General features: G+C 48.2%; 34 protein-coding genes. All 34 read right to left on the bottom strand.

Translation table 11 applies throughout. The annotated features are described in order from the left end of the window. Window position 1 precedes the first annotated feature (1 nt). The 34 genes from MDMS009_RS12895 to MDMS009_RS12735 all read right to left on the bottom strand — a co-directional run bounded on the left by MDMS009_RS12895 (window position 2) and on the right by MDMS009_RS12735 (window position 20,228). Window positions 2–250, bottom strand: a complete 249-nt coding sequence (locus MDMS009_RS12895) for a DUF2635 domain-containing protein (protein WP_008290139.1) — start codon at window positions 248–250, stop codon at window positions 2–4. A gap of 3 nt (window positions 251–253) precedes the next feature. Next, window positions 254–817, bottom strand: coding sequence for a phage protein Gp37 (locus MDMS009_RS12890; RefSeq protein WP_008290165.1), 564 nt, complete (start codon window positions 815–817; stop codon window positions 254–256). After that, a complete protein-coding gene (locus MDMS009_RS12885; protein WP_008290132.1) occupies window positions 814–1,233 on the bottom strand; it encodes a gp436 family protein in 420 nt (139 codons plus the stop codon). The genes MDMS009_RS12890 and MDMS009_RS12885 overlap by 4 nt, the downstream gene beginning before the upstream one ends. Before the next feature lie 15 nt (window positions 1,234–1,248). Then, window positions 1,249–1,671 carry a hypothetical protein gene (locus MDMS009_RS12880; protein WP_008290141.1) on the bottom strand — a complete coding sequence of 141 codons (423 nt, stop codon included), beginning with the start codon at window positions 1,669–1,671 and terminating at the stop codon, window positions 1,249–1,251. Window positions 1,672–1,737: 66 nt separating this feature from the next. After that, entirely contained in the window at window positions 1,738–2,808 is a 1,071-nt protein-coding gene (locus MDMS009_RS12875; RefSeq protein ID WP_008290173.1) for a Mu-like prophage major head subunit gpT family protein, read from the bottom strand. 37 nt (window positions 2,809–2,845) lie between these two features. After that, window positions 2,846–3,247, bottom strand: coding sequence for a hypothetical protein (locus MDMS009_RS12870; protein WP_008290156.1), 402 nt, complete (start codon window positions 3,245–3,247; stop codon window positions 2,846–2,848). Beyond that, entirely contained in the window at window positions 3,247–4,341 is a 1,095-nt protein-coding gene (locus MDMS009_RS12865) for a phage protease (protein ID WP_008290138.1), read from the bottom strand. The genes MDMS009_RS12870 and MDMS009_RS12865 overlap by 1 nt, the downstream gene beginning before the upstream one ends. 173 nt (window positions 4,342–4,514) lie before the next feature. Next, entirely contained in the window at window positions 4,515–5,093 is a 579-nt protein-coding gene (locus MDMS009_RS12860) for a hypothetical protein (protein ID WP_008290118.1), read from the bottom strand. Beyond that, the gene (locus MDMS009_RS12855) at window positions 5,093–5,545 is read right to left on the bottom strand and encodes a hypothetical protein (protein ID WP_154646946.1); all 453 of its coding nucleotides are present in this window, start codon (window positions 5,543–5,545) and stop codon (window positions 5,093–5,095) included. Before MDMS009_RS12855 ends, MDMS009_RS12860 begins: the two co-directional genes overlap by 1 nt. 230 nt (window positions 5,546–5,775) lie before the next feature. Continuing rightward, the gene (locus MDMS009_RS12850) at window positions 5,776–6,225 is read right to left on the bottom strand and encodes a phage virion morphogenesis protein (RefSeq protein ID WP_008290150.1); all 450 of its coding nucleotides are present in this window, start codon (window positions 6,223–6,225) and stop codon (window positions 5,776–5,778) included. Window positions 6,226–6,321: 96 nt separating this feature from the next. Continuing rightward, the gene (locus MDMS009_RS12845; protein WP_008290145.1) at window positions 6,322–7,539 is read right to left on the bottom strand and encodes a PBECR2 nuclease fold domain-containing protein; all 1,218 of its coding nucleotides are present in this window, start codon (window positions 7,537–7,539) and stop codon (window positions 6,322–6,324) included. Then, window positions 7,540–7,836, bottom strand: coding sequence for a Gp49 family protein (locus MDMS009_RS12840; RefSeq protein ID WP_008290712.1), 297 nt, complete (start codon window positions 7,834–7,836; stop codon window positions 7,540–7,542). Next, entirely contained in the window at window positions 7,829–9,394 is a 1,566-nt protein-coding gene (locus tag MDMS009_RS12835; protein ID WP_008290130.1) for a DUF935 domain-containing protein, read from the bottom strand. Before MDMS009_RS12835 ends, MDMS009_RS12840 begins: the two co-directional genes overlap by 8 nt. Before the next feature lie 2 nt (window positions 9,395–9,396). After that, on the bottom strand, window positions 9,397–10,923 hold the full coding sequence (locus tag MDMS009_RS12830; protein WP_008290169.1) for a terminase large subunit domain-containing protein: 1,527 nt from the start codon (window positions 10,921–10,923) through the stop codon (window positions 9,397–9,399). Window positions 10,924–10,926: 3 nt separating this feature from the next. Continuing rightward, entirely contained in the window at window positions 10,927–11,475 is a 549-nt protein-coding gene (locus MDMS009_RS12825; RefSeq protein ID WP_008290117.1) for a DUF3486 family protein, read from the bottom strand. Beyond that, on the bottom strand, window positions 11,475–11,648 hold the full coding sequence (locus tag MDMS009_RS16315) for a hypothetical protein (protein WP_008290347.1): 174 nt from the start codon (window positions 11,646–11,648) through the stop codon (window positions 11,475–11,477). Before MDMS009_RS16315 ends, MDMS009_RS12825 begins: the two co-directional genes overlap by 1 nt. After that, window positions 11,645–11,935 (bottom strand): VpaChn25_0724 family phage protein, encoded by a 291-nt coding sequence (locus tag MDMS009_RS12820; protein WP_008290323.1) that lies wholly within the window; start codon window positions 11,933–11,935, stop codon window positions 11,645–11,647. The genes MDMS009_RS16315 and MDMS009_RS12820 overlap by 4 nt, the downstream gene beginning before the upstream one ends. Next, on the bottom strand, window positions 11,932–12,267 hold the full coding sequence (locus MDMS009_RS12815) for a DUF2730 family protein (RefSeq protein ID WP_008290353.1): 336 nt from the start codon (window positions 12,265–12,267) through the stop codon (window positions 11,932–11,934). Before MDMS009_RS12815 ends, MDMS009_RS12820 begins: the two co-directional genes overlap by 4 nt. Then, window positions 12,268–12,495 carry a TraR/DksA family transcriptional regulator gene (locus tag MDMS009_RS12810; protein WP_081443580.1) on the bottom strand — a complete coding sequence of 76 codons (228 nt, stop codon included), beginning with the start codon at window positions 12,493–12,495 and terminating at the stop codon, window positions 12,268–12,270. A gap of 2 nt (window positions 12,496–12,497) precedes the next feature. Beyond that, window positions 12,498–13,076: a 3TM-type holin gene (locus tag MDMS009_RS12805; protein WP_008290135.1), complete on the bottom strand. Its 579-nt coding sequence runs from the start codon at window positions 13,074–13,076 to the stop codon at window positions 12,498–12,500. Next, window positions 13,063–13,608: a glycoside hydrolase family 108 protein gene (locus MDMS009_RS12800; RefSeq protein WP_008290134.1), complete on the bottom strand. Its 546-nt coding sequence runs from the start codon at window positions 13,606–13,608 to the stop codon at window positions 13,063–13,065. The genes MDMS009_RS12805 and MDMS009_RS12800 overlap by 14 nt, the downstream gene beginning before the upstream one ends. A gap of 168 nt (window positions 13,609–13,776) precedes the next feature. After that, on the bottom strand, window positions 13,777–14,097 hold the full coding sequence (locus MDMS009_RS12795; RefSeq protein WP_043887798.1) for a hypothetical protein: 321 nt from the start codon (window positions 14,095–14,097) through the stop codon (window positions 13,777–13,779). A gap of 75 nt (window positions 14,098–14,172) precedes the next feature. Continuing rightward, complete coding sequence (locus tag MDMS009_RS12790) at window positions 14,173–15,081, bottom strand: AAA family ATPase (RefSeq protein WP_008290124.1); 909 nt, start codon at window positions 15,079–15,081, stop codon at window positions 14,173–14,175. Beyond that, the gene (locus tag MDMS009_RS12785) at window positions 15,081–15,455 is read right to left on the bottom strand and encodes a hypothetical protein (RefSeq protein ID WP_008290342.1); all 375 of its coding nucleotides are present in this window, start codon (window positions 15,453–15,455) and stop codon (window positions 15,081–15,083) included. Before MDMS009_RS12785 ends, MDMS009_RS12790 begins: the two co-directional genes overlap by 1 nt. A 16-nt stretch (window positions 15,456–15,471) precedes the next feature. Then, window positions 15,472–16,080 (bottom strand): regulatory protein GemA, encoded by a 609-nt coding sequence (locus MDMS009_RS12780; RefSeq protein WP_008290338.1) that lies wholly within the window; start codon window positions 16,078–16,080, stop codon window positions 15,472–15,474. Continuing rightward, complete coding sequence (locus MDMS009_RS12775; protein WP_237700449.1) at window positions 16,077–16,628, bottom strand: HD domain-containing protein; 552 nt, start codon at window positions 16,626–16,628, stop codon at window positions 16,077–16,079. The genes MDMS009_RS12780 and MDMS009_RS12775 overlap by 4 nt, the downstream gene beginning before the upstream one ends. 362 nt (window positions 16,629–16,990) lie before the next feature. After that, window positions 16,991–17,215: a hypothetical protein gene (locus tag MDMS009_RS12770; protein WP_008290122.1), complete on the bottom strand. Its 225-nt coding sequence runs from the start codon at window positions 17,213–17,215 to the stop codon at window positions 16,991–16,993. 8 nt (window positions 17,216–17,223) lie between these two features. After that, window positions 17,224–17,841 (bottom strand): DUF3164 family protein, encoded by a 618-nt coding sequence (locus MDMS009_RS12765; protein WP_008290166.1) that lies wholly within the window; start codon window positions 17,839–17,841, stop codon window positions 17,224–17,226. A gap of 13 nt (window positions 17,842–17,854) precedes the next feature. Next, window positions 17,855–18,124, bottom strand: a complete 270-nt coding sequence (locus MDMS009_RS12760; protein WP_008290127.1) for a hypothetical protein — start codon at window positions 18,122–18,124, stop codon at window positions 17,855–17,857. A gap of 2 nt (window positions 18,125–18,126) precedes the next feature. After that, window positions 18,127–18,459, bottom strand: coding sequence for a hypothetical protein (locus MDMS009_RS12755; RefSeq protein ID WP_043887799.1), 333 nt, complete (start codon window positions 18,457–18,459; stop codon window positions 18,127–18,129). Beyond that, window positions 18,456–18,635 carry a carbon storage regulator CsrA gene (csrA, locus tag MDMS009_RS12750; RefSeq protein ID WP_043887800.1) on the bottom strand — a complete coding sequence of 60 codons (180 nt, stop codon included), beginning with the start codon at window positions 18,633–18,635 and terminating at the stop codon, window positions 18,456–18,458. The genes MDMS009_RS12755 and csrA overlap by 4 nt, the downstream gene beginning before the upstream one ends. Continuing rightward, window positions 18,635–18,856 (bottom strand): hypothetical protein, encoded by a 222-nt coding sequence (locus MDMS009_RS12745; protein ID WP_008290147.1) that lies wholly within the window; start codon window positions 18,854–18,856, stop codon window positions 18,635–18,637. The genes csrA and MDMS009_RS12745 overlap by 1 nt, the downstream gene beginning before the upstream one ends. Next, on the bottom strand, window positions 18,856–19,467 hold the full coding sequence (locus MDMS009_RS12740) for a hypothetical protein (RefSeq protein WP_008290358.1): 612 nt from the start codon (window positions 19,465–19,467) through the stop codon (window positions 18,856–18,858). Before MDMS009_RS12740 ends, MDMS009_RS12745 begins: the two co-directional genes overlap by 1 nt. Further along, the gene (locus MDMS009_RS12735) at window positions 19,464–20,228 is read right to left on the bottom strand and encodes an AAA family ATPase (protein WP_008290142.1); all 765 of its coding nucleotides are present in this window, start codon (window positions 20,226–20,228) and stop codon (window positions 19,464–19,466) included. The genes MDMS009_RS12740 and MDMS009_RS12735 overlap by 4 nt, the downstream gene beginning before the upstream one ends. Window positions 20,229–20,266 lie beyond the last annotated feature (38 nt).

Here is a 20,266-nt window from a genome sequence, read left to right as displayed (position 1 = left end):
CTTATGCATCCTTATCAGTTGAATCTGTGGGTTTGGCAGCAACGGCTTTTTTGGCATCCGTTTTAGCCTTGGCCAACGCTTTTTTAATGTCGGCGTCACTGGTTAGCTCAATCGCATCACCGTCTTTTATCCGCTTCAGGTAATACACTTCACGTGGCACGTATTCACCGTGCTGATTTAACAGACCGCCGCGTAGCTTTCGCACATTGACAGCCTGCTTGGCGGGTTTGATAAAAATTCGGTCTGGCATGGTTTATTGCTCCAATGTTATGTGGTCAATAGCGTCGGGTTCGTCGTCGCCGTCGACCAATGAATGTTCAGCATGAAAGGTGACAAAATCAGCCAACGTTGATGGGTCAAAGTCATTAGGAAATGGCATATTTGGCAACTCAAAAGTGACGGCATACATCGTGGCTTTGAAGCTTTGCTCCAGCTGCATTGAAAACAGATTCCTGACATTCTTCAGCGCCAGTGAACCGACCCCTGCAATCGTCGATTCATGCAGCTTAGGAATCAGTGCCGCTAAAATGTCATAAGCACCAATGGTGGTTGTGTCACCTCGACGCCGGGCGCTGTGGTTACCAACGTGACGGGTGATGACATACACATCAAAACGGCCATTGAGGCTACCGCGTGAGTTGCCTTGACCACCGAGAAACGTGGTGTAAACGCCCGGCGTTCTGTTTGAGGCAACCAACTGTTTCAGTACTGCCAAGTTCAACGCGCTGGGTAACACTTCAGCAGCGCTTAATGTATTGCCAAATAACGCCTGTGCTTTTTCAATGATGTGATCTTCAACGGTGCTAATGCTGTTCATATAAAGCTCTTATCTTTACGGTTAAAGACATTGCCACCGGTGTTGATTTTCACTGTGTTTTGGCTGAGAGGTTTGGCACCTTCTGTACTGATACCAATGCTCAATTCGCCACGGGCGATGCTTTTGAGTGACTTGACTGCTTCGTTGTACCGGTCTTTTACTTCATCGGGCGCTAGATTTTCGTACAAGTAATAGCGTGTAATTTCGCAAGCAATACGCACCAATGACCTTGGCAGCGGGTCAATCGGCAGGCTGTAACGGCCACCCAGATAACCATCAATCATGCTGTCTGAGTCGGCAATGGCTAAATTAATGACGTCCGTGTCCAGCTGACCCGTGTTTTGCTTATCCGTAAGCTGGATCAGTTCATCCTCTCCATATCGGGTGACCAGGTCTTGTTGTGTGCAGTAAGGCATCGTTGAGATATCCGCTTATAGCTCGACAACGCTGAACATCGGATCGGCTTCCAGGATGGCGACCTCTTCTTCGCTCAGCTCGACATCATCACTGCCTGACCAGGCACGACCTAAACGACGAAACCCATCCCGCATCACGGTCACACGGTAGTGTGGTAAAGCGTTCTGTTTGGTGCTTGGTTTAGAATCAGGGTCACTGTCGGTTGTAGTGGTTGTTGTGGTTGTGCTGTTTTTGTCTGAGTCACCGCCACCCCCATTATCATCAGCTTCTGAATTCGTTTTAGACTGAGCCTGCTTTTCGTCCTGAATGACTTTCCAGGCTTCATCACGCTCTTTGGCTGTAATGCTGTCCAGACCATCAAACTTTTTCAGTTCTTCGACGGTAGGCTTTTTGTCGAATGCCTTCTCACGTAGCAGTTGTAGTAAGTTTTCCATCATGCGTTCCTTATCTTGGTTATCAGGGCGGAAAACCGCCCTGATAAAGTTGTCTTAAAGGCTGATTAACTACGCGCCGCCGGTGGAACCGACAGACAGTTGCCAGAAGCCATACACGCCAGTCGCTCGCGCTTCGGCACCAAACTTGTATTCACGCTTATTGAATACATCATCGTTTTCCATATCCGTCTGGCTGACGAAGACAGGCTTCTTACGCATCTGGATAATGAAAGGCTTCACAGCGTTGCGGGTGTGGTGGAGGAACCAGACAGTATCAGACGTTAACCCCGGATTGACTTCAATTTTGGCTGTGCCTTTGTAGGGGTTCGGGCTGTCATCGTCGAGCTTGTCGGCTTCGACCAATTTACGTGCGACAGCTTCCAAAGCCGGTGGCACTTCGAGCAAGTCGGGTACCAGACGCAATGGCATGCCTTCGTCATCGGTGAACTTCATCATTGCAGTACGTGCCGCACCGTAAGACGCCGCTGCAGCCGCTGATGTTGCCGCGCTCAATGCCACTGTCAGTTTGTTCGATACCGAATCTTCATTCACTTCATGATCGGTGTCATAGAAGTACTGACCATCAAGACCTTCATTAATAAAGGCGTTGTTTTTCAGATCGTCCAAGATGATGTCGTGCAGTTCACCCGCTGAGTCACCCGCCATATTGGCTTGGGTGTTGTAGATACCCAAGGTGTCATCTTCGATATCGTTACGATCAACCGCGATGGTCGTTTCCCAATCTTCATTGGTGGCAGTGTATTTACCGGCTTTCAAGGCTTTGACATGCTTTTCACCCACCCATTTACGCATTTTCGGGAAACGTTCTAACCAGGCGTAGTCTTCGGTCTTGGTGCTAGACATGACCTCCATCGCAGTCAGTTGCCAGTTACTGGTTCGGGCTTTGAGTGCGTTATGGAAGACGGTTTTCAGGCCAATAAAAATATCTTGAATAGCCTGTTTGTTAATGATGATGCCGCCAAACGCCAGCATTGGCATTGCATCACCCATCATGGCCGTATTCAATGAGGCAGGGCCGGTCATTAGGCTGGCTGGCAATGACCAGTCAGCCGCCATCGCGGAGGTCATCATTACGAGAGCGCCGACGATGGCCATCGGCAAGAGAATCAGTTTTTTCATGGTGTCATCCTTATTAATTAGCTAAACCAGTGAAGTCTTAGTCGAATTTGACCCAGACGCCGTCAACATCAACGTCGACAATCTTGCCTGCAGCACTACGGGAGCCGGTGTCGTCAGTGTTAGCCACTGTCTGGTCATCGACGATGTAAGCGGTGGCTTCGATATCGGTGCGGTCAATCGAGCCATCGTTTGCAAACAAGAACGTGCCTTTGCGTACATCAATGGCTTTATCACCGGCAGAGCCAGCACCGTTATCAACGTGCTGGTCTGCACGGCCTACGGCTTTCAAACCGGTTGCCGTTGAACCAGCCTCAGCATTGCCAGATGAATCAAGCACAACAATAGAGCCAGCAAAGATGACACTTGATGCCGCCACTGGATGGTTGTGAACTTCACCTAACCGTTGCGGGGTATTACGGTCTTTGGTTAATGCGGCCATTACTTATCTCCTTTGAGTGATTTGGCGTATTCGGCTGGCTCGACACCCAATTGCGTACAAACCGCCAACTGCGCATCAGACAGAACGGGGTTGCCGTCGTCATCGACTTGCTGTGTGGTGGTTTGTTTACCTGTCAGGGCGGCAATGGGGGCGGCTGATTTAAGGTAGGACTTCAGCACATCAACCGGCTGGTCTTTAGCCCACAGCTCCATGGCGGGAGTGAGCTTGCCATCTGCTTTGGCTGCGGCAATCATGGCGTCCTTGTCATTGCCATCCAGGCGCGCTGTCAGAGCAGCAATTTCTTCGCCTTGCTCTTTAATAACAGCCATAGCGGTGTCGGGGGTAGCCGCAGTGGCAGCAGCAACAGCTTCATCAGCGCTATCGGCTTTTTTCTTTAGCTCACCGAGAGCATTGCTAACCGCTGTCAGCGCAGCAAGCCCTGAAGTGTCTTTCAGCTCCAATGTGGTTGCCATGTTGGTAACCTGCTTATTCATAGCAGTCAGAGCTGCAGTCACCGCTGATTCATCGGCATCAGCTGCAAGGCCAAATAATTGGCGTAACAGCTTTAAAGTCTCCTCGTTCATAGAAGCGTCCTCTTGTTTTGGTTGCGGGAGAAGGGAAGCCGCTGCCAATACATCATCCATTCCATCAATGGCTGGGTTATTGGTTAACGCGACATGAAGTAAATCCAAGACATGACCTGTTTTGGGGTCATAGGTGAAAACGGGTGAAATATATTTATATTCTTTGTTGGTGATGAAGCCGTTGGCTTTTGGTGTCCATTCAGGACTAGACAACATGAGACCTTTATCAGGCACCCAACTCAACGCGGCAGGCTTACCCCAACCGGCAGCGGGTGCAGGCTGACCATTTTTAGCAGCCAACAAAGTTTGGTGTTCGTAATCGAAAACGATGTCGTTCTTGCGTGATTGAACGCGATTAATAAGTGCAGCTGCAGAAACATCATCAAGATACCAAGGGCCACTCCCTGCCATCGCACCGCGAGGGGCATCGAACTTGCCAGCAGGAAATAACTGGACGGCACCATCAGTGCCGACCAGTAGTGAGCAGATTGCAAGCGCTACGTTATGCATAGCGACCTTGAGGGAATGATGTCATGGCGAGTCTCCTGTTCGTCGTTTATTTCAAGAACAGGTGCCACTCTACGAATGCGGGGCAAAAAAAATGCCCTGAAACAGTTCAGGGCATTAAATATTTGTTGTTATTGAAGATACCGTCTACGCATAAAAACGGCAACAATCAGAAGTTAAGATGCAACCGCTTGACCTATGCAATTAGCTTCAGCATCCAGCATTGTCCATTTACTACGTACACTTTTTGACGTGACAGCATTATCAATCTTGCGATTTTTTAGAATTAGGAGCAATGCCGTCATATATAGTACCGCCCTTAAAAAGAGTGAACCTCTGACAATGTGATAAAAGACAGTAAGGTGCATTTCTTTTTGGGCTTTTAATATCAGTTTCTTTTGATGCTCTGACTCTGTTTTTAAGAAAGCATCCTCCCAACGCTCTTGATAACGTTTTAACTGAGGACTATTTTTAATATCATTCCGGCCCAAAAATAACGTCAGGATAAAATGCATCGCACTTAACTGATGGGTGTATCTAATCACCCCATTCAAAGTCGTGCGTGTAATGCAATACAATTCATTATCAAAATCAATTTCTCCCGCTTCAGCGGCATTGAATAATTGATCACGTATATCAAAAAGGCGCTGACGAGTAGAGTCGTTCAAATAGCTTCTATACTCAACAAACCAGGCGTACCAAATCCCAATAAATAACGCGATCAGTAATATTGAATCATTCAATTGTGAATCCATCACACATCCTCCGGTCTTGTTTCGCCTCTTGGCGTTAAGTCACTAGATGTTCTCTTACTGTCCACTTCTTTTTCATACATCTCTTTATATGGTTGATAGCGTTCAACCACATTTTTTCTATGTCTTGACTGACCTCTACCATATAAAATCCCGAACACACCAAAGAGACCACCGAGCAAGCCAACTAGATAACTACTCTCTTCAGCTGACTTTTCATCCTTGTTAATTTCAGCGTGGATTTTCGCGTTAATGCCAATATCAGCTTTTGTTGTTTTACCAGCCCATGAAATTGCAACTGGCGATAAAAGATATAGCCCTAAAACCAATGCTGACCCAGCAATAAACCACCTTATAGTTTTTGACCACTCAGCAGCTCGCATTGTTGCGATACTTCCCCGAAGCGATGCATTTTCAACGAGTAAGTCTGTTCTTGATTGATATTTGTCTGCCATCAGGCACAAAAAAACCCGACACCAATCAAACCATCAGCATCAGGGTTACTCCCTATTAGTAGTTATCCATAATAAGGCATATTGTCACAGTTTTACATATCCAAGCAATAGCAACACTATTAAAGACCGCTTAACCCCGTTTAAATTCCCGCACAATCGTTTAATACTTTTATATTCCAATACTGACCGCACATCAACAGTTAAAACAGCTTAGAACGGCACACAGAGATTCAACGTAGTGCATCTTGAAAGTGTTCGTAAAGGGTATCAATTATCATTTGTTCATCGTCTTCTGACACACCCAAGTAGGGCCTGGCGGGAATACCTCGGTCTTCATCACCGAACTGATGGGTCGCGCCCTGGATAAGGTTGGTACCCATTTCCATACTCTGGCTGCTGGTGTTATAGGCTAGCGTGTCACGCATGAATCCTTCTAGCACCAGCACCTTGTCGGCGTTTTTCTTTTTACGTGCCTGATATTTCGGATCGAGTGGCTCCCATGGGTTACTTTCAGGATCGACTTGCTGATCCCATCGATCATGGGTGCTGTTAAGTAAACCTTCACCGATATCGATAAAGGCGGGTTCCAAGTCTTCACCGGCATCGACCAGGGCGCGTAGCCGGGCGGCGATGGCTTTATCCGGGAAGCTATAGTCGATACTGATTGATGCGCCTGCCATTATTCACCTATACTATGTTTATCGGTTGCGATGCTGGCGCGTACGCCCATAGCATCAAAAACCCGCCAACCTGGTGCGTCAGGAAAAGTGGCCCCATCATTCTTCATCCCCATACACCAGATACCCCTTACGCTGACTGTTCAGGTAATTACGGCGTGATGTCGGGATAAACGTCCAGCTTTCCAGTAACCCCTTTCTCACATTGGCCACCGCGACCAGGTACCGGCCTTTACCGATATCGTAGGCTTTGACAATGCGAGAGCGCAGCACCACTTTGCCAGTGCCGTTGTGTTGCTGGAACGATAACCAGACTTCATAAGGATTGGTCAGCAAGTCGTCCAGTAACGGCAGGAACTCAGCACGGGCGGGATCAATATGTTCTGATAATGCCTTGCTGTTGAGCAGAAACGGTAAGCCTCCGGGGGTGTAGAGTTTCTCTTCACCCACTTGTTTTTGCAGCTGCTCATATACTTCTGCTTTTTTATTTAAGCGTGATCCCAACTTCACCGGCGACTTGGTGAAAGGTATCTGTTGTTCTCTGCCAGCTTCAGCCCAGCCTTGTGGTGTGAGCGTTGTCCACTGAGTGCGTGTTTTTGTGTATTGCGCCATCACATCATCAGCCAGCTGCTCACCAAAAGCGGCTCTGCCTGGATTATAGGCGAAGCCCGGATCAACACCTTTGGGTACGCTTACGGTACGAGGCGACGGGCCTCGGACACCGACCACTTTATCTTCCAGTTCTACTGCAGGAGCGTTATCCGGGCCAGTTTTACCGAGCTTATCCATATCGCGTTTGCTGAGTGTTCTGACCCGACACTTGCAACCCCAGCCGTTCTGGGGGTAATGGGTCTGCCAGAATGGGTCGTCGGCATCAAGGATTAATCCGTCCCAGGCTACATGCTCTGGCCGTGGATGCTCGACAGCATCATTGTGTATGTACTGCCAGAATGGTCGAGTGTGTTTGACTTGCTGCATCTGGGCATATCGACCAGCGTTATGGCTTTGATACAGATTGGTCTCGTAGATAACCCGGCTGCGCCAGTTGCGACCACCGTTATAGCCCCAGCCGTGCTTGCTGACTATCTGATCAAAGTCTTTGCGAAAGTCCTTCAGGCTCATGCCTTCAGTAATCACTTTGTCCATTGATGAACGAAAATCGTTAAGCAGGTCTTCTTTCATCGCCCCGGCAATGACAAAGGCACGGGCATGCTGGCCCTCATAGATATCTGTCCAGGATGCCGTCGGCAGGTTCAGCTTGTCACGAAACGCATCAACCGCTTTATTGAAAGGCATGGAGCCGTAATTGATGTTCATTTAGCCAGCTTCATGCAATTTTTGCTTCAGCAGATAACCTTCCAGTTGCCAGATTTTATTTTTGGCATTCTCATAGGCTATCTTCTCACCTATTTCAGCGTCGAAGTTTTCTGGACTAGCGCAAGCTGATTCACCTGTTACAGTAAAGCCATTTTGTAAAGTTAAGCAGCAGACAGTTAATTGGCTTCCTTCAAATACGTGATACTGCTCTGACTTGATTACAGCCTGAAGCATATCTGGAGTTAACCTTGGAGCGTTAAGTTCTTTCTTTTGAATTTCATTTTCTATTTCAGTCATTTTCAGACACCTCATAACGCCCAGCCAGCTCAGCGGTGGCCAGCGCCATTTGAATCACGTCAGCAAGTTCTTCCGGGTCAAGAAAACCGAATGCTTCGACCAGGCGATCCTGAAAGTCTTCTAGCGTGCCACCGTTATCATCCACTTCCTCTAATAAGGATTTAATACGGTTATAAAGGTCGTCTAACGGTGACTGTGCTTGTGTTGCCAGTTGATTCACAACACCATCTAACTCTGTTTCATTATCACCGGCTTTGGCTGCAGCGGTAGCGGCGGCATTCGGGCGTGCAGCATCATTTTGTTCAGGGGTGTTAGTTGGAACCGGTTCATAGCCTTCACCATAGATCTCCGTCAGTTTTTCTTGGTTAAGCCGGTAGCCCATATCGAACAAAAGCTTATCGCGTTCGGCGCGTTCGTTAAGTTCTTCACCTTCCTCAGAGATGAACTTGATACGTGGGCCACGGCGTGGATCGGCACCGGGAATATTGAGTGCAACCATTGGCCAAAGTAGGTCACGGTTTAAGGTGCCAGCAATTTGCCGCACGTCACTGACCAGCAGATCATGACGCACTTCATTATGGATATCACCCAGGTTAGAACCCAGACCGGTATTTTGTGCCGTACTGGTTAAGGTGCCACCGAGAATCGCTTTAGACTGAACCGACTCGCACCAGTTGATCATAAACTGGTATGGGTCGCTGGCTCCCTTGGCGGCCTCTTTAAAATCGACATCCATACCATCGGGCATGATGCCTGCAGCACTGTGGCCGATACCAATGACGGCGCGAAGCAAGGTATTTTTTTCTTCATCACTGGCACCGCTGGGGTAAGTGCCGAGTCGCATTGGTATGCCATAGACTTCCAGAAACTCGGCCAGATCCCGAATGCTGTAGTTTTTAAACAGGTATGGCCATGCGAGGATACGATGCAAACCGCCACGGGCAATGCTGCCAGACTTGGCTTTATGAACATGCGTTACCCAGCCAAACGGCCACAATTCATCACCTCTGCCACCACTGTTACGCAGCAGAATCTTTTTGCGATCATTTTCATCGATGGTAAATAGGCGTGCTGATTGATGCTCTAGCGTTGGTAACAGCGTTTTACCCAGCTTATGCCAACCGAGTTCCAGCATCGAATAGCCTTTGCCAATCGCATCACCGATATCGAAAAGGTGATCTTCGAAGTCTTCCATGTCAAGCAGCCACTCTTTGACCTCTTCGGCAAGCGCTTCTTCTTTTTTATCGGCATTACGCGGTGCGACCACATCCCAATCGACACCCATCAACGCCCGTTTTCGCTTACTCATTTCCGCAAAGACATGGGCATCTTTTTCTTCCATATCTTCAAACAGGTCGGCCTGTTCGACCAGATTGCCTTGTTCAGCTGCTTGCAGAATGCTGGCTAACTTGCGTGGTGTTAAACCACCTGAAGGATGGTTCTCAAACTCTTTACTGATAAAGCCGAGCTTGGATGTTTGCTCTTCACTCAGTGCTTCTCGCACCTGTACTGGCTTACCAGCGGCATCTACGATTTGACTTGTTCTTACTTGTTCCATTGTTACCATCCACCGCCTTTTTGCATCAGGCTGCTGTAGTCGTTGTCGGGGTTGTCGCGTTCGGTTTTGCTGGGGGCTGCTGTCCACTCAATCGGTGAAGCCAAATCAAAGCTGGCAGCATGCGCCATGACCAAACTAATCGCTGCGTCACCGTGTCGGCTTTTGGCAGCATCGGTTTTACCATCGGGCAATTTCGGTACACCTTTAATCACTTGCAGCGCACCGATATCGTCTGCGACATCGGCATCACGCGGGATAAGAATGGTGTCGTCCTCAAACGCAGCTTTGAACTTGGGCATATTATCCAGGTACCAGCTTTGGCTAAGCATCACTTCTTCGACCACATTGACGCCATAGCGGTACTTGGCTTGCTCTGCCAGATACTGACCATTACCACGGGCATCCAGCTTGGCCGCACTGAATCGAGGCAAACGATCACAGATATAAAACAGCACCTGCTCTTGCTGCTTGAACGGCACGTTGTGCAGTTCAACCATAAATGGCACTACGCGCCTGAGCTGCTGACTGATGGTCATCGGTGTCAGCACGGTTAAGTCACCGGAGCGACCAAAATCTTCGCCTAAAACGTGGCGTAAATTGGGATTTAACTGGTCTAAAAGCGGCTTTAAATTAACCTCACACCAGGCCAGCATTTCTGCCTGGCGAAGATGCTCTGGCCACAGGTTGAACTCGGCGGTACCGGAATAGCGCAGCACCGGCACATCATGCATGCGGGACTCACGTAGGGCGCGGCTGATATAGGTGCCACCGCCTTGTTTGGGGACGCAGTCATATTCTTCTTCGGCATCTTCGGTACTGGCAGTATTTTTACGAAGCCCAGCTTTCCATTCGTCTTCGCCTTCTTGTGTCCATTGAATTTTCTGAATTTGGCAGATGCGTTTATAGAGACCCATTTCACACGCATCATCCAGTGTGATTCGATGAACGCTGTAATCTTTTTTTCCAGATCGACTGTCTTCGATGAGTTCATTGAACAGGTTTTCTACGCCATTATGCGTAGAGATGATTCGAATTTTGCTGCCCCACATCGTCAGAGCTAACGCAGCTTTTAAAAGCTCATCAAGTGCATCATGGAATGCCGCCTCATCAATGCAGACATTACCCTGACGACCACGCATATTGCTGGGTCGTGAGCTGAGTGCCTGAATCTTAAAGCCGCTGGCAAAGCGAATAGTGAAGGTGAGAATATCTTTGTCTTCATCTTCAAAGATTTCCTCTTCAATGGCTGAGGCAGCCTTATTGAATGACTTAGCCCACATCGAACAAGCATCAATAAACTCTACGGCCATCTCTTTATTAGAACCAACGTAGTAGCAGTTGGTACCGCCCGCAGCCTTTGACGATGAGGCGGCTAATACTTGATCGGCTGCTTCAGCCCAAGTTAAACCTGTACGTCGTGACTTTTCAGCAAGCTTAAGAATACTGTCATCTGCCATCCAGTTCTTTTGATATGGCAGCAGGACATCATTCGGATCGTAATCTTTGTATATGGCTAAAGCAGCGCCCATCGCTTAACCCAGCCCCAGTATTTCTGTCTTGATTGAATCAATTGCTTTTTGGCTCATGCCTTGGCTGACCATAGACTTTTCAGCTGTCGCTGCAGCTTCGTTAGCGGCTTCGGCTCTGATGGCTTTCTCTCGCTCTTCATTCATATTGGCCGCTGACTCCAGTCGCTGAACAGCGAGTGCCAATTGAGCCAGCATTTTTGGCTCTACAGGGGTATCACCTTCAGCCATATGCATTGCTGAATCAAACGCCATCGTGCGGATGATTTCATTGACTAACTTACCAACCTGGCCTTGCGGTGCAGCGCCCAGCTTGCCGATCCACATGCTGGCCAGTTCGCGTGATTGCTGTAGTTTGGCTCCGACATCTTTCATCTTGACGGCATATCGATTGACCGCAGACTTGCTGACGCGATCATCAGTGCCGAGCTGTTCAAGGATGGCATTGATTTGTGCTGTGGCATCCAGTTGTGAGACTCGCGGATCTCGCAACAGGGTTTGCAGCTGCTCCAGAATATCGGCTGGCAATTGCTCAATGGATGAGGCGCGAGCCATTATTCAGTCGTCTCTACGCTGATGGTGATGGGTGAATAAGAATGTGACATCCCAACACCAAAGAAATAACCAGCGGCAATGATGTAGCAAAAAATAACCACACTCTTTAACACTTCTTTGCCGAAGCTCTTTATATCTTGCTGTAACAGCCAGTTCTTTAATTTTCTAATCATGGTCGCGCTCTCCCAATACCATCAATTCGGCTCCGCCCCAGCGCAACATCGACGCCACGCTGAGTCACCTTGGCAATCAACAATTCACCAACCGTTGTAATCGCCAGCAGACCTTGCTCTTCCAGCCAGCGCAATTCGGTACGAACACGATCAGCAGACACATCATGACCAACACTGGCCAAAATCATTTGCAAGATGTTTTCGTTATGCGAGTAGCCAGGGTCTTGCTCCAATGCCTGCAATAAGGCAAGACGAATAGATTCTGTGAGTATTTGATTAAAGCTCACCGCTTATCTCCTCGTAACAGATAGTCATTGATTAGCGTTAGCTGGGTTGTCATGGCTTTCAAAGAGCCAGTCATTTCGCTGATGTTTTCACTCATTCCATTCATGCGATTGTAGATATTGCTAAGGTCGGTATGCGTTGGTGCACCATTCATTCGCTCTTCAACGATATCCATTCGGCTAACTACTTTAACTATCTGCTGGCTCACTTCTTTAATCTCTGTTTTATTCACGCGATGGCGATTGATTAGCCAGGTGTAAACCCAATTACCTGCAAACAAAAAAGCCAGAAACACATCAAACCAAAACCTGTATGCGGTGTAATCTAATTCCATTTATCGCTCCCGCTTAGCCTTAATGTTTTGACAGTCCACACAGCGCACCGCGTCTGGTCTTGCTTCCAGTCTTTTATTTGGAATCGGCTCACCACAATCCAAGCAATAGCGAATACCGTTTTCTTCATCAGGTTGTTCTGTTTCTCTGCTACTTCGAAGCACCGTCTGAATCGCGATATCCCTGTCTTTTTGTTCGCGCTCCTGGGCGCGGTCGAACACGTCCACCATGCTTATTTACTTTCCTTGTTACGGCTTAAAAGAGTAGATAGATTCTGAAATACGCCCGGAGGTGGCGTTTGTCCGGCTGACACTTGTTTATCATCAGAACGCTTTTTCACTGAGACACCCAGCACAGCAAGCGCGATTGCCCACATACCAGATAGGTTGACCATGGCATTGATAACAGCAGGAGCGTCATTCGGTGAAATAACGATCACAATGCCCAAAGCAGACATTTGTACAAACCATGTCACGGCAATGGTGTAACCGAAGAAAGGTCTCCAGCGACGGACGAATGAATCGCCAGAGGTGTACTCGGTTCGCATGGTGGCGTTGATGGTGGCCAACTGCTTGTTCTCGGCTTCTAGTTCGGCGAGAACGATAACGTTCATTTCTTTTTGCAGTTTTAGTTGAAGCTCTGGATCATGCTTTATTTTGGCTAAGGCTTCATCAGCGTTACCTGCGCCCGTTACTGCATTGGCTGCTTTAACAACCTTATCAGCGACGTTACCAGCCCTATCCCCCATTAAAAGCCGGGTTAGCCCCGGCACGAATTGCGCTAATCCTAAAGCAATGCTAATCGGCTCCATGAGTCACCTCTGTATTGATAAATTGCTGCAACACAAACAGACGGCGCATCCAGCCCATAATGAAGCGTTCTTGTGATGGGTTTTCAACGGCGAGGTCATGATAGAAGTCAGCCCGATAGGCAAGGCTGAGAGTGAGCTTGTTAGTAAGGTAGTCTTCGTTATTAGCGAAACGTCTGATAGCGCCAAGCGTTTCATCACCGATCACACCATCTACTTCCACGCGATAAGCGCATTGAAGGAATTTGATTGCTGTTTTGGGCCGGTGGTTTACTACCGAGTCAAACAAGAAACAACCAATGACTGGTGGCAAATCGCCACAGCCATAGGCTTGCCAGTAGTCACGGAAATAGAGTGCAATGGCATCATCTAATGTCAGCAGTCTGATATTAAGATGGGGGTATTGACGCTTGCTGATGCCGTAGTTGGTTTCGCCACCGGCATCGTTTGGATCATCCACATAGCCGCCTTCAATCTTCAAGACATGATTGACTGCTTTGAGGAAAAGTTCTGGGTAGGTTTTGTTTGTGTCCATGGGTTGCATGATGCTTTCTGGCACAAACAAAAACGCCCTGAATGAGTTCAGGGCGCTGGGGTGTTACTACAATTTAGTTAAGCAGGTTTTAGAAGTCTGGGCAATCTTGAGTTATTTTTTTCAGACTGGCTGGAAGTTATAACCAAGCTGGAAATTTACCTATAAGATTCATTGGACTTGGTCTTTCAGCTGACACCGTTGAACCCAACCGTTTGACATTGCATCCATATCTACTTTTTCAAAACTCTGCCCGGAACGGGCTGCAAATCTCTCAGCTGCCATTCGGTAGCTATTATTTACCCAGTTACTACGCGACTCATACTGCTCATCATTCAATGTACTGGGGCTGCCATAAATGCGATTCGCTGCCAAACTCACCATACCCTGAGCAGTGAAAGCATCACACCATGGCTGGAAGAGTGAGTCATCGGCTGCAAAAACTGATGAAGAAAGTAGTAGCGCATAGATACAAAAAGCGAGTTTTTTCATTTTTAAGTTCCTTTTATCAACAACCGATACAACCGCTACAACTTAGCAGATAGGTTGTTCGCGTTGTAGTGGTTGTTAAACCAAACTATAGGTGTAAGCACCTTTTATTTTCTCAGATTGCCAGTGAATACGGTCAAAGCGATCTAGTCTATCACGGGCGGTTTTATCATCTTTTTTGTGACCGCAGGCGTCCAGTAGCTTGGTTTTATTCAAACTACCTTGCTCCTTCAGCACGGTTTTTACCTTGTCGATAAACGCTCTTTCTTCATCGTTGAGTGTGACTTCGTCGAGATCCAGTTCGGTTAAAAACAGATCTGCCACTTCTATTCTTAGTGCGATATTGGCAATGGCAGCACGTTCTTTTTTAACTTCGAGCAGCCAGCGAATTTCACCTTCGGGCGAGTCCGCTTTGATAAGACGGTACATATTATCGACGCTGTTACGTAGGTTGTTTGATCCTTGATAGTTGCTGCCGTTCTTGGTGGAGTGATGCAACACAATAATGGTGGCACCGGCGTCACGTATCTTTTTCAGCTTGTTGCCGATCCGCATGGCTGTCAGGTCATTATTGATATCACCAAAGTCTCTGAGACTGTCCAGCATCAGCAGCATGTTTTTAAACGCGTTGCCATAGGCTCTGTTTTCAAGCTCATCCAGCAGTTCGAGTGGCTCACCATTGAACTTACTGCGGTGCGAGTAGGTTAGATTCGGGCAGGCTTCGATCAGTTTATGTTCGATGCCACGCTCTTTCAGCACACTGATGGGGTTATCGACATCGATGTACAGCACATTCATCGCGCCTTGCTCACTACCACTGTTGTGTTCAGTGGCATATTTTGCCAGCCCGAAAAGCAACCAGCTTTTACCCATGCCGCCATCGGCATAGATCATAGTGATTTGTTTTTTAGGCAAAAAATTAGGGTATAAAAACTCAACACTATCGTTGAAGTCATCAGTTGTGAGTGGATTGATAAAATCGAACATTAAAAGAGATCCTGTTGTTTGTCATTTTCAAGTTGACGCTGTTTAGCCTGGCGTTTGTAGACAGCGCGTTCAGTAATTTTTTGTGTCCGGGCGACTTCTGCTTTGGTAAAGCCTTGATCAAGCAGACGGCTTGTCTCTGCCAGATCCACTTGGTATAGCCTTGCTTGAAGCTTGGGGATGGCGATTTTCTCATTACGGAAGGTATGCACGAACTGTTTGTATTGATCTGGACTAAGCACTTGCTTTAGGTCACCTTGCCCCGGCACTCGAATAGTGACACCACCGAACTGTTTCACCAGACGCAACAGTCCATCAAGACCGATCACATCGGCTATCTCTCTGGCTACAGGTGGTAAATAATCAGGTAAATTCACTGGCTCGGTACCTTGCTTATGGCAGCGCTACTTGAGTGGCACGTTCAAACGCGACTTTGTCATTAAGGTGATCGACGATGGCATTGAGTAGCGGCACATTACGACGCCACTTGCTGGCATTCGCACGGCCTGCTACCAGCTTCTCGACATAGCTTTCGCTCAGGTTCATGGCATCCAGTAGGTACTCAACGGTTTGCAGCAGGCTGCGTTTTTTCTGTTCCTGATATAACGCGGCAATGATCGCTTCAAACTGCTGACGCTTGTGCACCCACTCCAGACGTTCAATACCAGGACGGCCTGTTGTTGCATGGCCTTTACCACCGGTGACGTGCCAGGCTATGGTTTCAGCGTATTCCCAACTGAGTTGCATATCGGTCAGTAAGGCTTCAATTTTTGCCATATACGGGCTGCGATTGAATGGCTTTCTGCCTGCGCGTTTAGGTGGTTTAATCGCTTTGGCATCACGTAGCAAATTGACTAAATGTTTCAATTCTTTGTCCGTCATCTTGCTGCACGAACGTTCACCGGTATGGTCTCCTTGCCATGTGCGACGAGCTTCTTCGTCCTTAAACAAGCGGCTAGCGCCGATATGAACAAGCTGGATTAGCTTTTGTCTTGAACTCATAGCTGCCCCACGATTTGTAGATAACGGCCAACAAACATTAAAAACGCTGTGCTGGGAGACACTGGTTCAATGGCTTTTTTTAATGGCTCAATATCTTTAATTAACGGCCATTCATCATCGTGTGGTGCCATCAAGTCACGCTGCTCTGTGGCTAACAAGACCAAGTCTGCGTGCTTCACTTCTGCAGGCATCTCAGCGTCTAACCCAAAACGGCCTAACACGGCTTTTTCAACACGCTTCTCTATTTCACGATAATCGGGCAAGAGGTTTTTCAGTGGTCTGGCCACATCACCAACAAACGCCTCTGCGGCATCATGCAGCAGTCCGTGCAAAGCCATTTCAGGCGGTACAATTTCAGACACATAAACCGAATGTTGGGCTACGCTGTAGAACTTATTAGTGTGGCCAGCGAAGCGGCAAATGTTTGATAGGCCATGAGCGGCAACGTAAATGTCGAACTCAGACTCTTCAGGACACATAAAGTTAAAGTATTCACCACTGATAGTGAGTATGTCTGGTCGCATCTCGCTTGCTTCTTTCATGTTCATTATTTGGATTCCTCTAACGATCCCCAGCTCCATGCAATGGAGTTATGGCCACAATGTTTACAGCGGAGGATATGAATGTTTTCCGGTGTAACCTCTTTTGCTGTTTTGTACTTGTGACCAGATATATACCGACCACGACTAAGCGACCGCCAGATGCAACGTGCAAAACAGATTGGGTTCCTTAATTCATCCATATCATCTCCCGGATTTTTCACTGCCTTAACCCCAACGAAGGGGCTAAGTAATCCGTCTCGTGGATCAGTCGGCGTTGCCCGGCGGGGAGAAAGGTTATAAAACCCACCGTCTCAGCTGCAGTCTGTTAGTTTTTTGCTGGCACCACCTGTCTGCTGACGCGCCGTTGGTTAAGCGGATTTAGGCTGAATATCGATGACGCGATACTTCAACTGTCGTTGAACCCCATCACGGGGACTGGTGACGGTTGGTCGCTCACCAACTTTTATGTCTGATACAAACGTGCCACTCCAGATACCAGCCTGAAATGGTCTTGAATCAACAACGACGCCATCTTCATCGATGTCCCACTCCAGAAAGTCCTGGCCCCTGTCTTCGAATACAATCATTTCCATAGAAGACCTCACAGAGCAGCCATATCGAGAGCCAGATTCTGAAACTTGCTCTCGGTGGTCGGGCGGTAATAGAAACGCACATAGGCGCTGGAGCCAGTGATTTGCATCGAATCTTTCAGCGCCTCCATGGCTTGCTTCCATTTGTGATCGTCAATCTCCAGCCGCAGCAGTCCGAGGATTCGGGCAGCACTAAGCTGGCCTTCAGTGTTGGTTTTGAAGGCGTGATCGACCAGGGCTTTGATATTGTCGTTGCTGCCTTCTGACCATTCTTGAATGCATTCATCAATCAGGGATTTAGCTGCTTCAGCACGCTCATCGAAGTGCAACAGCTCGGCCATTTGAATGCGAATCTGGCGTTTACCGTCATAGCTGGTGAGGCTGATATTGCCTTTTTTGCCACCGAGCTTGGCATCGTATTTTTCTGCAACAAGCTCGACGAAGGCATAAACGTCATTCATCGCCTGAGCTTTGAAGGCGACCATCTGCTCTCGCAGCAACTCGGCCTTACCAAACAGTTCTTCGATAAGATCATCACGATCCAGATCGATTTGTTTGATTTTGCTAATGGGTACAAGGTGACCTTGTGCGTTCACCTTGTGTTGCTCTGTATTGATAGCTGTATTCATGGGTTACTCCTGTTTAAGCCACAACTTTCCACTGCACCTGGCAGCCGCTGACTTCTGTGGCGTAGGTTTCGAGACGACGTAGGCCGGTTTTAATGCGGGTTTTTGTGCCGCCCTTAAGTCCACCTGGACTGTCGTTGTAGCCGACGATGGTGATGGTCGGCTTTCTGGCTTCACCGATGTTGATATCGGTAATGGTGAGGCCACGTCGTGCTAGTTCTGCTAAGCAGTGGCGAACGTCTTCTACTTTTTTGCTGATGATGTCGTTACCCAAATTCTTGTTCATGATTAGGCTCCAATTTTGCTGTGTTCACAGCCGCCACGGCAGGCTCTATAAAGTTGAATGCGTGTCGGGTTTGTTGCTGCATACGGGCGGCTTTGGTATTCAATGCATTGGTCGCTGGGGATAGCACCAACCACCGGGCATTGCACACTGCCGGACATAAACTTGCCTTCAATGAGTGCTTGCAGTCGGTCAGTTCTGCCGGGGTATTTACTCTTGATGACCTGGTTAATCACGGTTGGTGAAGGAAAGCCATCATTCTGTCTGAGAACAGCGGCCACCTTGGCTTGTGATGTTTTCTCACATTCGGTTTTGAGTACTTGTTTCCAGTCGCTCATTTGTTGTCATCCTTTTCTTTCTGAATGCGGTTATAAATTTCTTCACGATGAACAGAGACATCTTTTGGGGCTTCAACCCCGATCCGGACTTGATTACCTTTGGTACCAAGCACATTCACGACAACGTCATCACCGATAATCAGGGCTTCGCCCACACGTCTTGTTAAAATCAGCATTACTCACCTTCCTTTAATGAAATGGGTAACTTGCCAAGCAGTGACAAACTAATCTTCACGCCTAAATGAACGCCTTTGAGCACCTCCGGATCGGTTATTTCAATCTCTTCACCGATTTTGATAGAGGCACCTTTTTGATCCACTATCAGCTGCAATTCATCAACTCGTTTCTGGTGCCATGCCATTAATTGTTGAATTACGTCTACTGTCGCTTCATCCATTACTCACCATCCTTTGGCCATACGACCTTGTTTAAATTGGGATCAAAGACTTGTTTAATGCGTTGAATCATCGGCGGCTTTGGACCGGTATTCATCGCGGGTAATAGTTTGTATCGCGCCAGACCACCACCATGGTTGGCTGGGATTATCTCTTTGAGATAATTCGCCTTAGCCAGAAAGGTGATGTAATCCTTGGCAGTGTTCGGTTCGATAGGTGTTTCTTCCGTAGAGGCTGATGCCACCAAATCACGCCAACTGAAATCACTCAGAATTCGCATGGTTCGCCACATCTGTTCACGGCTCTCGCCACCAGTGACGTGGTCACCTTTGCGGTTGACGCGAGGTGCATTCACACCGACATCACGAGTCAGCCTCCAGACAATGGCACCGCCCATGCGCTTGGTGGTGCGTTCCAGATAGCCAGCACCTTCCAGCCCTATCACGTAGGTTCTGGCTGTTCGGCGATTCACTTCATTCAGCTGTTTGTGATCACTGGTGTGTGCTTCCAGGTCAAGTAAAGAAAACACTTTCAATTCACGTATGGCTTGCCAGCAGGCATCTCTACCTGACAGCTTGCCGTTTGCTCTTGTGATATGAACAGGCTGTGTCATTTAACCTTCCTCCTGGGTGCGTCGCCGGTATAGAGGGGACGGTTACCCCAGAGTTTGACGTCGATTTGGTCGGTACCAGCTGAGTAGGCGGCTTGCTGAACTTGGTTGAGATTGACGCAGATTCGACGGGCGACGCCCATGCTTTCACGCTGGATGCGTTCGAGCAGGTCATCAGCAATGGTGATGTCCGGGCAGTAAAGTTGGGACAGTTGTCGTGTGTCTTCCAGATCGGCAGGTTGAGCGCCTTGCCAAGCCAGCATTCGATTGTGGAACCGTTCCCACTTGAGCAGCTTGGTCGGGAGCTTCTCTTCACCGATCAGCAGGATGGCAGCGTTTGATCCTTCATAAATGTCACGCACTACTTCGACGGCTTTCTTTTCGACGATGTGATCCATCTCATCGATGATGAGCGGCAGACCACTCAGCGCCAGCTGCTGACTGATTTGCTCGACCATGTCATAGTTGGTCTTATCTGGCTGGATGCCCATTTCTTTGAGAATGGAAAGGAGCAGCGCTTTTTTTGTCCAGGTGCTTTTGCATTCAACGTAGTAAGCGCGGTATTTATTCGCTGCATAAGCTGCAGCAAACGATTTACCCCAGCCACTCGGGCCAAAGAAAGTGACCATACCTGGTAGATGTGCTGGGCGATTCATCGCTTGTTCCAGCAATCGTGTACAGAGCATGACGTTTTTCAGTGGTGCCGTGGTGACAGAGGCTTCGACTCTGTCTCCCAAGTTGACCACGTTTTGATTTGTTGTCATTATTTACCTCATCACGTTTTACTTACCCGCCTGCCAGC

Source organism: Methylophaga thiooxydans DMS010 (genome assembly GCF_000156355.1).
GTDB lineage: Bacteria > Pseudomonadota > Gammaproteobacteria > Nitrosococcales > Methylophagaceae > Methylophaga > Methylophaga thiooxydans.
The sequence above is the reverse complement of the archived record's forward strand: the minus strand, read 5'-3'. Positions and strand labels throughout refer to the sequence as shown.